This is a genomic window from Frondihabitans sp. 4ASC-45 (assembly GCF_049472575.1).
Classification (GTDB): domain Bacteria; phylum Actinomycetota; class Actinomycetes; order Actinomycetales; family Microbacteriaceae; genus Frondihabitans.
In genome coordinates this window covers 43,298-56,531 of record NZ_JBCEBN010000009.1, presented here as the reverse complement: position 1 = coordinate 56,531, position 13,234 = coordinate 43,298, and the positions used below count along the sequence as shown (strand labels likewise).

The 13,234-nt window shown below is 70.3% G+C and carries 14 protein-coding genes; 1 reads left to right on the top strand and 13 read right to left on the bottom strand.

Annotated elements, in window-relative coordinates:
* Positions 1-9 precede the first annotated feature (9 nt).
* The 5 genes from VH571_RS13795 to VH571_RS13775 form a co-directional block, all read right to left on the bottom strand.
* The gene (locus tag VH571_RS13795; RefSeq protein WP_423265050.1) at positions 10-837 is read right to left on the bottom strand and encodes an SDR family NAD(P)-dependent oxidoreductase; all 828 of its coding nucleotides are present in this window, start codon (positions 835-837) and stop codon (positions 10-12) included.
* A gap of 164 nt (positions 838-1,001) precedes the next feature.
* Entirely contained in the window at positions 1,002-2,288 is a 1,287-nt protein-coding gene (locus tag VH571_RS13790; protein ID WP_423265049.1) for a sensor histidine kinase, read from the bottom strand.
* 216 nt (positions 2,289-2,504) lie between these two features.
* Positions 2,505-3,194 (bottom strand): response regulator, encoded by a 690-nt coding sequence (locus tag VH571_RS13785; RefSeq protein ID WP_423265048.1) that lies wholly within the window; start codon positions 3,192-3,194, stop codon positions 2,505-2,507.
* Complete coding sequence (locus VH571_RS13780; RefSeq protein ID WP_423265047.1) at positions 3,191-4,381, bottom strand: sensor histidine kinase; 1,191 nt, start codon at positions 4,379-4,381, stop codon at positions 3,191-3,193. Before VH571_RS13780 ends, VH571_RS13785 begins: the two co-directional genes overlap by 4 nt.
* A 7-nt stretch (positions 4,382-4,388) precedes the next feature.
* Positions 4,389-4,886, bottom strand: a complete 498-nt coding sequence (locus VH571_RS13775; protein ID WP_123939636.1) for a hypothetical protein — start codon at positions 4,884-4,886, stop codon at positions 4,389-4,391.
* Positions 4,887-5,018: 132 nt separating this feature from the next.
* Here VH571_RS13775 and VH571_RS13770 point away from each other — a divergent pair, with 132 nt between their 5' ends.
* The gene (locus tag VH571_RS13770; protein ID WP_423265046.1) at positions 5,019-5,885 is read left to right on the top strand and encodes a spermidine synthase; all 867 of its coding nucleotides are present in this window, start codon (positions 5,019-5,021) and stop codon (positions 5,883-5,885) included.
* 111 nt (positions 5,886-5,996) lie between these two features.
* Here the strand turns inward: VH571_RS13770 and csrA are convergent, their stop codons facing one another.
* The 8 genes from csrA to VH571_RS13730 form a co-directional block, all read right to left on the bottom strand.
* On the bottom strand, positions 5,997-6,263 hold the full coding sequence (gene csrA, locus VH571_RS13765; RefSeq protein WP_055964882.1) for a carbon storage regulator CsrA: 267 nt from the start codon (positions 6,261-6,263) through the stop codon (positions 5,997-5,999).
* 107 nt (positions 6,264-6,370) lie between these two features.
* On the bottom strand, positions 6,371-7,429 hold the full coding sequence (locus VH571_RS13760) for a hypothetical protein (protein WP_423265045.1): 1,059 nt from the start codon (positions 7,427-7,429) through the stop codon (positions 6,371-6,373).
* Positions 7,430-7,473: 44 nt separating this feature from the next.
* A complete protein-coding gene (locus VH571_RS13755; protein ID WP_233573023.1) occupies positions 7,474-9,468 on the bottom strand; it encodes a flagellar biosynthesis protein FlhA in 1,995 nt (664 codons plus the stop codon).
* Positions 9,469-9,515: 47 nt separating this feature from the next.
* On the bottom strand, positions 9,516-10,661 hold the full coding sequence (locus VH571_RS13750) for an EscU/YscU/HrcU family type III secretion system export apparatus switch protein (RefSeq protein ID WP_423265044.1): 1,146 nt from the start codon (positions 10,659-10,661) through the stop codon (positions 9,516-9,518).
* A complete protein-coding gene (locus VH571_RS13745; protein WP_194600764.1) occupies positions 10,661-11,422 on the bottom strand; it encodes a flagellar biosynthetic protein FliR in 762 nt (253 codons plus the stop codon). The genes VH571_RS13750 and VH571_RS13745 overlap by 1 nt, the downstream gene beginning before the upstream one ends.
* Positions 11,422-11,697 (bottom strand): flagellar biosynthesis protein FliQ, encoded by a 276-nt coding sequence (gene fliQ / locus VH571_RS13740; protein ID WP_055964871.1) that lies wholly within the window; start codon positions 11,695-11,697, stop codon positions 11,422-11,424. Before fliQ ends, VH571_RS13745 begins: the two co-directional genes overlap by 1 nt.
* Positions 11,697-12,734 carry a flagellar type III secretion system pore protein FliP gene (gene fliP, locus VH571_RS13735; protein ID WP_423265043.1) on the bottom strand — a complete coding sequence of 346 codons (1,038 nt, stop codon included), beginning with the start codon at positions 12,732-12,734 and terminating at the stop codon, positions 11,697-11,699. The genes fliQ and fliP overlap by 1 nt, the downstream gene beginning before the upstream one ends.
* Complete coding sequence (locus tag VH571_RS13730) at positions 12,731-13,231, bottom strand: FliO/MopB family protein (protein ID WP_055964869.1); 501 nt, start codon at positions 13,229-13,231, stop codon at positions 12,731-12,733. The genes fliP and VH571_RS13730 overlap by 4 nt, the downstream gene beginning before the upstream one ends.
* Positions 13,232-13,234 lie beyond the last annotated feature (3 nt).

Here is a 13,234-nt window from a genome sequence, read left to right as displayed (position 1 = left end):
GCTCTCGGGTCAGGAGCGGGAGCCCACCGTCTTCGCCGCAGCCCAGAGCGCGACCCGCTTCGGCAGGAAGCGCACGCCGACCCGGGCGAGCAGAGCGTTGTAGGTGCCGTCGACGACGCTCGGGCGGCCGTCGGCCAGAGCGCGCTTGGCGGTGTCGATCAGCTGGGTGGTGGTGCGCTTGGTGCGGGCGAAATCCTCTCCCGCGATAGCGAAGAAGGGTGTTTCGGTCGGCCCGGGGCAGAGGGCGAGCACCCGCACCCCGGTGCCCTGCGTCTCGTGCCAGAGCGCCTCGGTGAACGACAGCACGTAGGCTTTCGTCGCTCCGTACACGGCCATCTGCGGGAGCGGCTGGAACGCCGCATTGCTCGCGACGTTGACGATGGTGCCGCGGCGGCGAGAAGTCATGCCGGGCAGGAAGCGCTGGCTGAGCTCGGTCAGCACCTCGCAGTTCAGGCGAATCTCGTCGCTCAGCCGGTCGGGGTCGGCCAGGGCGACCGGTCCGTGGGTACCGAATCCGGCGTTGTTGAGCAGGAAGTCGACCTCGATGCCGAGCGCGTCGACCTCGTCGACGAGGGAGGCGGCGGCCCCCGACCGGCCCAGGTCGCGGGCGAGGACGGTGACGTGACGCCCCGAGTCGGAGCGTATGGATTCGGCGAGCGCTTCCAGCTTGTCGGCACTGCGAGCGACGAGCACCAGGTCGAGGCCGTCGCTGGCGAGACGGCGCGCGAAGTCGGCGCCGATGCCGGTGGAGGCGCCGGTGACGAGGGCCGTGCGGGCGGTCGTCAGTCGGCGGGCCGCGCTGGGGCGATCGGCAGAATAGCTGCGGTGGGAGGCCATTCGCCGATGGTACCGAGTCGGGCGGCTCGGTGGCGCGTTCCCGAATTCGAAGGAGAAACGGCCGCGTGACCCCGTCGGATCCTTGAGTTTTCGTTGCCGACCGCGCGTTTTTCCTTCAAATTCGGGACGGGACGGGGCGAGCGGGGCGGGCAGGCGGGGCGGGGTCAGGACGCGAGGGCGCTCGCCGGCAACGGAAAGCGGAGCGTCACGCGGGTGCCCGAGCCGGGAGCGCTGCGGATCGAGGCCTCGGCCCCGACGTTGCGCGCGCGCTCCAGGATGGAGACCCGTACGCCGAGCCGCTCCGACGGGATCGAGGTGTCGAATCCCACTCCGTCATCGATGACCGTGATCTGCGCCGCACCGTTCATCACCCGGATGTCGACGAGCCGGGACGCCCCGGGGCCTGCGTGCTGACAACTGTTGACGAGGGCCTGGCTCGCCGCATCGGCGAGGGTCTCGACGACATCGGCCGGCAGCAGCACAGCCGGGATCTCGTCGACGGGCGTGAGCTCCGCCGTCGGGTCGAGCGTCATCAGTGTGGCGGCGAGGCGATTGCGCACCTCGGCGAGGAGGACGGGCCGATCCCCGGTGGGCGTCTCGGCAGTGAGCGACGTCAGCCGGGCCATGCTCGCTCGCGCCATCGAGGCAGCGAGCCCGCGTGCGGCCGTCGTGTCGGCCTTGGCCGCGGACAGCAGCGTCGTGAGCACCCCGTCGTGCACGATCGCGTCGACCTCGACGCGCTCCACCTCGGTCGCGTGCTGCCGGACGGCATCGCCGTATCGGAGAACGGCCGCAGACTGGGCGGAATCGACGGCAGCCGCTGCACGCCGGAGCAGGGTGACGAGGATCAGGATGGCCGCACCGAGCAGGAACGCGTAGAAGCTCTCGAGGAGGGCGTGGTCGGCGGCGCCGTTACCCCCCGACGGCGTCTGCCGCACGACGAAGAAGATGGCCGGCACCACGACCACGTAGACCGCGGCGATCCACGTCACGAATGCCGACACGGCGGCGGCCATGACCAGGTTGCAGACGTACCAGAGCCAGGGCACGGAACTCTGCACCACGCTGTGGTCGAGAGTCGCGAACGGCCAGGTGATGAGAGCGGCGAGGTAGGCGATCGACACGAAGGTCGAGGCGAGGACGATGCTGCGGCCCAGAAGGCCGATCACGGCCATCACGGCGAACGAACCGTACAGCGCGACGACGAGCACGATCGTCCACACCGGTTCGAGCTCGTCTCGCTGCTGAAGCACGAAGGGGATCGCCTGCCCGCCGAACACGAGACAGAAGATCGCGAGGCTGCGACTCAGGATGCGCTCGATCAGCAGGCCCGTAACAGGCTTGGGCCCCCGGCGCGCGGACGGGCGCTCGAGCGTCGGCTCGCCGAGCGCGAGCGCGGTCGGAGGCGCTATCTGCGGCGCAGTCACAGGCGCGGACACGGGGACGGTCATGCGGTTCTCACGGGAATCGGTGGCGGGGAGCGGGTCGAGCTGACTGGCCGGTCAGATTACCGGACGGTTCGAACACTAATCGGCGAGAGGACTGGTGAGGAGCCCGAGGCGCAAAACGCACGTCTATTGGGGGTACGTGGGGCGTGTCGTCTCGGCGATCGATGCTCAGGCGAGAGCGAGAGCGAGAGCGAGCACGAGCACGAGCACGATCGACCCTCAGGCGAGAGCGAGCGCGATCGCCTGTGCCCTGGTCGAGACGCCGAGCTTGGCGAAGATCGTGTTGACGTGGGCCTTCACGGTGGCGACGCTCACGAACAGGCGTGCCGCAATCTCCGGATTCGACGCTCCCTCGGCGATCAGCGCGAAGACCTCTGCCTCGCGGGCGGTGAGAGCAGGGTGCCGGGTGCGGAGCGCGTCGGGAGAAGCACGCGGGGTCGCTGCGGGCGCCGAGTCGGTGACCCGGGTGGGCACGTCGGATCCTCGAGTCAGCTTGTCGACCAGAAGAGCCCCGACCGACGCGTCGAACGTCGCCTGCCCGGCCGCGACCGCGCGAATCGCACTGCTGAGCTCGACTCGACCCGCGTCTTTCGTGAGGTAGCCGCGGGCACCGGCGCGGAGGGCTCCGACGATCGACTCGTCGTCGGCGAAGGTCGTGAGCACGAGCACGGCGATCTCGGGGTGGGAGCGGACGATGAGCGCGGTGGCCTCGGCACCCGAGAGTCCGGGCATGCGGAGGTCCATCAGCACGACGTCGGGGCGCACCGTGTCGGCGAGGCCGACCGCCGCAGACCCGTCGGCGGCCTCCCCCACGATCTCGAAGCCCTCGACGAGCGACAGCAGTGTGACGAGGCCGTCGCGGACGATTGCCTGGTCGTCGGCGACGAGGATCCGGATGGCGGCGCTCACCGACCGACCCCCGCGGGCAGTTCGGCCACGACCAGAAACGAGTCGCCCTGTCGGCCTGCCTCGAGGTGAGAGCCGTCGCCCAGCTCGGCAAGGCGGGAGCGCATGCCAGGGAGTCCGGCACCGCCCCCCGGGCTCGCGGAGGCTCCGTGGCTCTCGTCCACCGTGTTCTCGATGACCGCGCGCAGGATCCCATCGCCTGCCTCGACCGAGAACGTCACCTGCACGGCACGACCCGGCGCATGCCGACGTGCATTGCTGAGGGCCTCCCGCAGCACCCCGGCCAGCGCCCTCCGGTGGGTCTCGTCGAGGAGGTCGAGGTGGCCTTCCCCCGCAACGATGATGTGGCCGCCGAGTTCGACGTGGGTTTCGAGAAGTCGTTCGATCGCCTTCGGATCGGCGGCGGCAGCCGCGGCACCCGCGTCCGTGGCGCCCCCGTCTGCGCTGGGGTCGCGCAGGGTGGCGACGGCGCGACGCGCCTCTCCGAGCCCCTCCGCCGCGAGAGTGCGGGCGGCCGCGACCCGGGTTGCGGCCTCGTCGGTGCGGCCGTTCTCGAGGAGCGCCTCGACGGCGTCGAGCTGGATGACGAGGCCACCGAGGCTGTGCGCCAAGAGATCGTGGATGTCACGGGCGATGGTGGCCCGATCGGTGAGGAATGCCGACCGGTTCCGCTGGCGTTCGAGTTCGAGCTCGCGCTCGGCCAAGGCGCGGTCCCGATCGACCGCGAGAGCGTTCTGGCGACGACTCACGCCCACGACGACACCGAGGGCGTACCCGGCCAGGATGCCGAGGAAGAAGGCGAGCGGTCGTTCGGCGGTGAGCCCCGCCACGACGGCGATCGTGAAGCCCGCCGCCCCGAGCAGCGGACCGGTGACGAACCGGTGCCTCGTCGTCGCCGTGACGCCGGCGATCGCGACGATCGCCGGCGTGATGAGGAGCGCATCCGTCGGCTGGACCATCGCCGAGCCCCCGGCGACCATGACCAACGATGCGACGTCGGCGACGACCTCGGACCGGGTGATCGCCCGAACCAGCCAGGCCACGACAGCGAGGAGGCTGACCCCGAGCACCACGGGCGAAGCGGACGCGTCGAGCGTCACGACCCAGAAGCCGACGACCACAGCCCCGACGCAGTTGAGCGCGGGGCTGAATCCCCGGGCATCGGGGTGGATCGGCGGGGCAGTCGTCACGCTGCCATCATGCCCTGCTGGCGACGGCGCGCGGCAGGCGGGCGTCGACCACGAAGGCGGCGGCGGCGCGGTTGGCCGCGACCGTGAGAAGGATCACGCCGGTGGCGGTGAGCAGGTGCGCGCCCAGCAGCCCGCCGACGACGTCGAGACCGATGCGGAAGGCGATGAGTCCGATCCACAGGGCCATTCCCGCACCGCCGGTCTTGGCCTCGATCGTGGTGCCCTTCGCGTCGGGTGCCGCAGCGCGGAACGTCGTGATGCGCCCCATGACGAGGCCGACCGCGACCGCGAGGACGAGCTCGACTGCGATGAGCGCCACGTCGACCGGACCGGCCGCCAGCGTCGTGGCCGCCGACGACAGATTGACGAGGCCGAGGATCCCGAGGATCGCCGGCAGACGCCAGACGCTCGTCCGGTCGACCCGGCGCCAGCGGAGCTGCTTCGAGCCGACATAGACGACGAGCGCGATTCCGAGGAGGACGTTGGTGAGCAGGTGAAGCGACATGGGGAGCCTTTCTGACGGGGCCGGTGGGGAGGTGATTCCAGCCTCGCCGCGTCGGGCCGTCGACCCCACCACCCCAGGGTGGAGACACCGGTGACCAGGGTGGAGATTCGCACCGCGTGGCAGGCTAGGCACATGGCCTCCCCCTCCTCGCCCGACTCCGACGCGCCCTCCGAGATCACGATCGGTGCGGGCCAGGCGAGGATCGACCCCGACAAGTACAGCCCCGGCTCGTTCACGCTGATAGTCGACGGAACGCCGCAGTCGCACGTCGACCTCGAGGATCCCACCCACCTCGTCTTCGAATACGTCCGCCGCATCGGTCACGCCATCGATACGCTGCCGGACGGCCCGATCACCGCCCTCCATCTCGGCGGCGGCGCTCTCACGCTGCCGCGCTACGTCGAGGCGATGCGGCCGGGCTCCCGCCAGCAGGTGATCGAGCTCGAGCAGGATCTCATCGAGCTGGTGCGCGCCGAGCTGCCCTTTCCGCGCGGAGCCTCGATCCGGGTCCGGTACGGCGACGCCCGTGCCGTGATGGAGAAGCTCCCGGCCGGCCTGCGCGGCACCGTCGACCTGCTCGTCGTCGACGTCTTCGGCGGATCGAGGATCCCCGCCCACGTCACCTCGCTCGAGTTCTACACGGCGGCTGCGGCTTTTCTGTCTCCGCGTGGGATCCTCGTGGTCAATTCGGCCGACGGAGCCGGCCTCGCGTTCGCTCGCGGCCAGGCGTCGACGCTCGCGACGGTGTTCGAGCACGTCGCGGCCGTCGCCGATCCGGGCACGCTCAAGGGGCGCCGGTTCGGCAACGTCGTACTCATCGGGTCACACGCCGAACTGCCGCTGGGCGAGATGCCGCGGGTGTATTCGGCGGATCCGCTGCCGGCGAAGGTCGTGGCCGGGCGCGAGCTGCGCGACTTCATCGCGGGGGCGCCGGTCGTGACGGATGCGACCGCCGTGCCGTCGCCGGAGCCGTCGCGGTCGGTGTTCGGAGGGCGCTAGCGGCGGGGGCCGATGCAAATTCGAAGGAAAAACGCGCGCCTGCAGGCTCGGATCCGCGAGAGTTCGTCGGCCGAGCGAGGTTTTTCCTTCAAATTTGAAGGAGAGGCGGGGCTACTTCGAGTCGGGCGCGGGCGGAGCGTCGGGGGCCGGCTTGTCGCCCAGCAGGTCGAGCAGGCGCGCCTCGGCGTCGTCGGAAGCGGCGGCCGCCTCGGCGTTGGCCTCGGTCACCGCCCGGACGACCTCTTCGCGCTGCACCTTGATGCCGCGAGGGGCGTCGATGCCGACGCGGATGCCGTCGCCTCGGGAATCGAGGATGGTGAGGACGATGTCGTCACCGATGAGGATCCTCTCCCCGACCTTGCGCGTAAGCACCAGCATCCCGCAAGACTACCGGCGCGGGGCGCTGCCGCAAGACGCCGTGCGGACTGAGCGACGGGCCGCGGCACGAGCGGTAGTCCGTACGACGCCGCGCGGCAGCACAGCGGCTACGCGTCGGCCCACCCGACCGGCAGGCCGAGCGCGCGCACCGTGTCGGGGCTCGACGTCTCGGCGATCCCCGTCACGGCGAGACCGTCGGCATCGATCACGGCCGTGACCGCGGCGACGAACCGCTCGGTGTCGGCGTGTTTGCGGGCGGCGTCGACGACGACCCAGATCTGATCGGGCGCCAGATCGCGGACGATGTCGGCGGCGCGGGAATCCCACCCCACGGCGACGAGGGTGGCCCGGTCGAGCTCGACCCCGGAGGCGCGCGCGTCGAGAGCACCCCGACGATCCGAGACGGCGACGAATCGGCCGTCGGCGCAGGTGCCGGCCACTCGCACCGCCGCCCGGGTGCGGCTCGACCCCTCGGCCATCGCCTGCACGGTGGCGGAGGTGTCGGGGCGCTCGCCGACGACGACCACGAGGTCGCCCGGGCCCTCGAGCAGCGACGGGGCGAGCGGGCCCGCGGCAGCAGCGGCGGCACGACGGCCGCGGCCGGTCGGCGCGGGCCTGATCGGAACGGCGAACAGAGGATCCGCCGGGGCCGGCCCGGCGGAAGCGCTCGGCTCAGTGATCGCGGGGGCGACGCCGTTGAAGGCGAGATCGTCCATGAGGTCGGCGAACGCTCCCGACCGGGTCGAGACCGCGGGCTCGGGCTCCGGAGCGGCGAACGCGGGCGACCCGGCAGCGGCGGGCGCACCCGTGCCCGCCGAGGAGCCCGACGTGGACTCCTGCGCGAAACCCTCCTCGGCCTCTTCGGCGTCGGCCAGCAGAGCGGCGAGCCCGACGCGCTGGGCCGGGGTCGGCGTGAAAGCGCGTTCGGCGTCGGGACCGGTGAGGGGTCGGGCTGGATCCTTCGCCGGTGCCGCCCGGCGGCCGCGCTCGGGAAGTTCGACCGTCGCCTCGACGTAGCGCTTCGAGAACAGCCCGGCGATGCCGAGACCGCCCGAGGTGACCCGTTCGGCCGCGACGATCCGGGCCCTCGGGCCGTGCTCGCTGCGGACGCGAGCGGCGATCTCGTCGAGGGTCTTGCCCTTCAGGACGATGCGCTGGCCGGTCATGGAGTCAGCCTCTCACGACCTCCGCGACCCCGGAAGCCCACCGGTCAGGCCGCGAGCGAGTCGGCGCCGCGCACGACGCCGACGGTCTCGATCGTGACGTGGCCGGCCGTGGCCTCCTGGTACGACAGGACCGGCAGACCGCCGGTCTGGGCCGAGACGAGACGGCGGATCGCGGGGCGGAGGGCCGGCGCGCAGACCAGCACGGCCGAGAGCCCCGAGGCCTCGACGTTCTGCACCTGCGCCTTGAGCGAGCCGAGGATCATCTCGATGCGGTTCGCGTCGAGGAGGATCTGGGTGCCGTTCTCGGACGGACGCAGCCCCTCGAGCAGCGACTGCTCGAGCACGGGGTCGATCATGATGACGCGGAGGATGGCGCCGTCGAGGTACTGGGCGGCGAGCGCCGGGCCGAGCGCCGCACGAGCCGCCTCGATCAGACCCTCGGGGTCGCTCGACACCTTGGCGCGGAGGGTCAGCGCCTCGCAGATGCGGCCGAGGTCGTTGATGGGGATCTGCTCCTGCAGGAGGCCCTGGAGCACGCGCTGCAGTTCGGCCATGCTCAGCATCGACGGGATGAGCTCGTCGACGGCCGGCGCGTTGACCGTCTTCACGCCCTCGACCAGCACGCGCACGTCTTCGCGGCTGAGCAGGCGGGCGGCGTTGTCGGAGATCATCGACGACAGGTGGGTGACCAGCACCGAGACGCGGTCGATCACGGTCGCGCCGGTCATCTCGGCGGAGTGGCGCATCTCGGCGGGGATCCACTTGCCGGCGAGGCCGAAGACCGGCTCGACGGTCGAGACGCCGGGGAGCGCGTCGAGGTAGTCGCCGAGAGCGAGCACTTTGCCGGCGGGAGCGATGCCGCGGCCCGCCTCGACACCGGCGATCCGGATGGCGTAGGTCGACGGCGGCAGCTCGACGCTGTCGCGGGTGCGCACCGGCGGCACGACGACTCCGAGCTCCATCGCGATCTTGCGGCGCAGCGCCTTGACGCGGCCGAGGAGGTCGTCGGAGGCGCCCGAGACCATGTCGACGAGGTCGGGGGCGAGCTGGATCTCGAGGGCGTGCACGCGCATCTGCTCGAGCAGGTCGTCGGTCGTCTCGGCGGGCGCGATCGCCGCGGTCTGCGCGGCGAGCTCGGCGCTGGCCTGCTCGGCGGCGGTGCGGGCCTTGATGCGCTGACCGATGACGAGCAGCATGACTCCGACGATGATGAAGGGGATCTTCGGCATGCCGGGGATGAACGCCATGGCGAGGGCTGCGACGCCGGCGATGGTGATCGCGACGCGCGACTGGGTGAGCTGAGTCGACGCCGTCGAGCCGAGGTCCGACTCGGCGTTCGAGCGGGTGACGATCATGCCGGTCGAGACGGCCATGAGCAGCGCGGGGATCTGGGTGACGAGACCGTCGCCGATGGTGAGGATGCCGTACTTCTGCACGGCGTCGCCGATGGCGAGACCGCCCGTGGTGACGCCCATCGCGATGCCGCCGATGAGGTTGATGATGATGATCAGGATCCCGGCGATCGCGTCGCCCTTCACGAACTTCGAGGCGCCGTCCATCGCGCCGTAGAAGTCGGCCTCGCCGGCGACCTCGGCCCGGCGCTGCTTGGCGATCTCGTCGGTGATGAGGCCGGCGTTGAGGTCGGCGTCGATCGCCATCTGCTTGCCGGGCATCGCGTCGAGGGTGAAGCGCGCGCCGACCTCGGCGACGCGCTCGGCGCCCTTCGTGACGACGACGAACTGGATGACCACGAGGATAAGGAAGATGACCGCGCCGATGATGACGCTGCCGGCGACGGCGACGTGGCCGAACGCCTGGATGACGTCGCCGGCGAAGCCCTGGCTGAGCACGAGGCGGGTCGACGCGACGTTGAGGCCGAGACGGAAGAGCGTCGCGATGAGCAGCAGCGACGGGAACACCGAGAAGTCCATCGGCTTCTTCACGAACATCGTCGTGAGCAGGATCACCAGCGCGAGCAGGATGTTCACGATGATCAGCACGTCGAGCAGGATGCTCGGCACCGGGACGACGAGCAGCATCACGATGCCGACGACGCCGACCGGGACTGCGAGTTTCGGCAAATTCTTCACGGGGTGGCTCCAACGAGGGTGGTGGGTGCTGCTGCGGGAGGTTCGGGTGCGGCGGCGATGGTGCCGCCCGGCATGGTGTGGACGCCGTGCGCTGCGCGGGATCCTCGTGCCTTGAGGGCCATGACGAAAGTGAGGACGCGGGCGACGGGTGAGTAGAGGTCGACCGGGATCTCGTCGTTCAGCTCGCAGGCGGCGTGGAGGGCCCGGGCGAGCGGGATGTCTTTGACCATGGGCACGCCCTCGGCCTCGGCCTTCTCGCGGATGCGGCGGGCGACCTCGCCGGAGCCCTTTGCCACGACGCGAGGAGCGGATCGGCCCGGCTCGTACTTCAGGGCGACGGCGACGTGGGTCGGGTTGATCATGACGACGTCGGCGTCGGCGATGGTCGACATCATCCGGTTGCGGCTCATTGCGAGGGCCCGCGAGCGACGCTGCTGCTTGATCAGCGGGTCGCCGTCCTGCGACTTGCTCTCGTCTTTGATCTCTTTCTTGGTCATGCGCGTCTTCTTCCGGTTGCGACGCATGACCACGATCATGTCGAGGCCGCCGAGTGCGAGACCGGCGACGACCGCGGCGACGACGAGCGACGACACTCCCCCGCCGGCGGCCGACATCAGCGACGCCAGCGGAAGGTTGGCCGTCATGAGCACGGGCATGAGGTTCTGGATGACCATCCAGAGCACGAGCGCGACGACGCCGGTCTTGAGGAGCACCTTGGCTCCCTGCCAGAGCGCCTGCAGGCCGAACATGTTCTTGATGCCGGCGAGCAGGTTGAAGTGCTCGAACTTCATGATCGACTTCTTGAAGTGGATGCCGCCCTGGACGACGGCGGTGACGAGCACCGCGATGCCGACGATGGCGAGCATCGGGGCGACGATCCCGCCGATCGACGAGAAGGCGTCCATCATGGCGATGCTGGCGCGCGCGGGCGTCGGGTCGTCGATGACGTCCTGCAGGGTCATGAGCTGGTGGAGGCCCGCGACGGTCGAGCGGTCGATCGCGCCGGGGATGGCGATGACGGCCGCGCCGACGCCGACCCACGCGCTCAGGTCGGTCGATTTGGAGAGTTGGCCCTTGTCGTGGACCTCCTTCATCCGCTTCTCGGTGGCGTCCTCTGTCTTTTCGCCGCTGTCGTCGGCCATCAGCTCACCGCCCCCATCATCGCGTCGACGGCCTGCTTCGAGAGGCTGTTGACGATCTGCGGAAGAGCGACGAAGACCATGCCGGCGAGGCCGAGCGTGATCATGATCTTGAGCGGGTAGCCGAGCTGGAACGCATTCAGGGCCGGGGCCACGCGAGTGAGCAGGCCGAGGCCGGCATCGGCGAGGAAGAGCACCACGATGAGCGGCCCGGCGATCTGCAGGGTGGAGAGGAACATCTGCGTGGTGGTCGACACCAGCAGCTGCACGGGGTGGGCGAGATCGAGGCCGACGCCGACGGGGATGGCGTCGAAGGTGCGGGTGAGGCCGCCGATGATCAGCTGGTAGCCGCCCGAGGTGAACATGAGCACGAGGGCGGTCATCTGGAAGAGGCGGGTGAACTGGGCGCCGTTGACCTGCGAGCCGGGGTCGTAGCCCATGGCGAGCTGGAACCCGCCGAAGAGGTCGACCGCACTGCCGGCCGCCTGGACGGCCGCGAAGACGAGCCACACCAGGAAGCCGAGGACGGCCCCGGCGACGACCTCGAGCACCAGTGAGACGAAGAAGGATCCCGTCGTCTGCAGCTGGTAGCCGGGGACTACCGCCGGGGAGACCGCGATGGCGAGACCGACCGACAGCATCGCCTTCACGCGCGCCGGAATGGCCTTGTAGGAGAACGGCGGGGCGATGACGAGGAACGCCACCATGCGCACGCCGGCGAGCATGATCGCCTCGACCGCGCCCATCGAGAAGTCGAAGCCCATCAGCCACCGCCGAGCAGACCGGGGATCCGGTCGAACAGCGCCGTGGTGAAGCTCACCATGGTCGAGATCATCCAGTTGCCGCAGACGACGAGGGCGATGGCGACGGCGATGGCCTTCGGCACGAACGCGAGAGTCGGCTCCTGGATCTGGGTGATCGACTGCAGCAGCGAGATCGCGAACCCGACCACGAGCGCCGTGATGAGCACGGGCGCGGCGAGCTTGCCGGCGACGAGCAGGGCCTGCACGCCGATGTCGAGGACTCCGGTGGTGTTCATCAGTTGTAGCTCTCGATCAGGCTCTTGATGATGAGGCCCCAGCCGTCGACGAGCACGAACAGGAGGATCTTGAAGGGCAGCGAGATCATCACCGGCGGGAGCATCATCATGCCCATCGACATCAGGGCGGCCGAGACGACGAGGTCGATCACGAGGAACGGCAGGAAGATCACGAAGCCGATGATGAAAGCGGCGCGGAGCTCCGAGATCATGAACGACGGGATGAGGGTGAGCATCGGCACCGACTGGATGTTCTCCGGGTTGGCCTTCTTGGCGGCCCGGGTCATCAGGGCGATGTCTTCTTCGCGGGTGTGCGCCGTCATGAAGGTGCGGAGCGGCCCCTCGGCGAGCTCGATCGCCTTCTGGAAGTCGATCTTGCCGCTCAGGTAGGGCTGCAGCGCGAGGTCGTTGATGTGGATCAGCACCGGCCCCATGATGAACAGGCTGAGAAAGAGCGCGAGGCCCGCGATGACCTGGTTCGGCGGGATCGACTGGAGGCTGAGGGCGTTCCGCGTCATGGCGAGCACGACGAAGATCTTGGTGAAACTCGTCATCATCAGCAGCAGCGCGGGGGCGACGCTGAGCAGCGTCAGGCCGAGAAGCGTGACGACGGCGGAGGAGGGCGTGCCGTCGGGGCCGTTGATGTTGACCGACATGCCGCCGGTGCCGGTCGTCGCAGGAGCGGTCGGCGTGGTCGGGGTGACGGGCGCGGTCGGCTCGACCGGCGCGGCATGGCCGGCGTTCGCGGTGATCAGCAGGATGCCGACGACGAGGGCGAGGACGGCGATGACGATGGCGACGATGCGCAGCACGCGAGCGAGGCGCTCGCGGCGGTCGCGGGCGGTGACGACACGGCTCGTGAGCGCGGCGGGCTTGGCGGCACCGACGAGGCGGCCGGCGAGCGAGTGCTCGAAGCCGAGGCGGAGGGCCTCGGCCAGGCTGGCCGGGCGGCGGCGAGGAGTGCCGAAAAGGACGACGGCGGGCGCGCCGAACGGAGCCGCGGCCCACGAGGAGCGGCGGAGGGGCGGGGGCGTCATGCCCTCTTCTGCGTTCGCATGGCTGCCGCCGCCTGCTTCCAGGTGCTGGCGGAGAGAATCGAACCGGCGATCGGCGAGGCGGCGACCGGCGTTGCGGCGGCGGCGCGGGCGGCCCGCCGCGGACTCAATACGACGGGCTCAGGATCCGGCTGCACCGCGATCGGCGCCGGCGTCTGCTCGAGCACCGCAGCGAATGCACTCCCCGCGGCCGGAGCCGCCGAGATCGCCGTGACCGTCGCGTCGACCGGCGCGACGGTCGACCCGATGACGCTGACCGACTGCTCGGTCACGCCCAGGACGTAGCGGACACCCTCGACGTCGACGACCGCGACGGACGCCTTGCCCGAGATGCCCTGACGGGCGACCACGGTGACGTGCTTGGCCTGCTTCGCGCCACGACCCGTCTTGGTGGCGACCTTCTTCTGGATAGCCCAGAGGAGGCCCAGCACCGCGGCGAGGGAGATGACGACCCGAAGGGCCAGGAAGAGGGTGTCCACGGG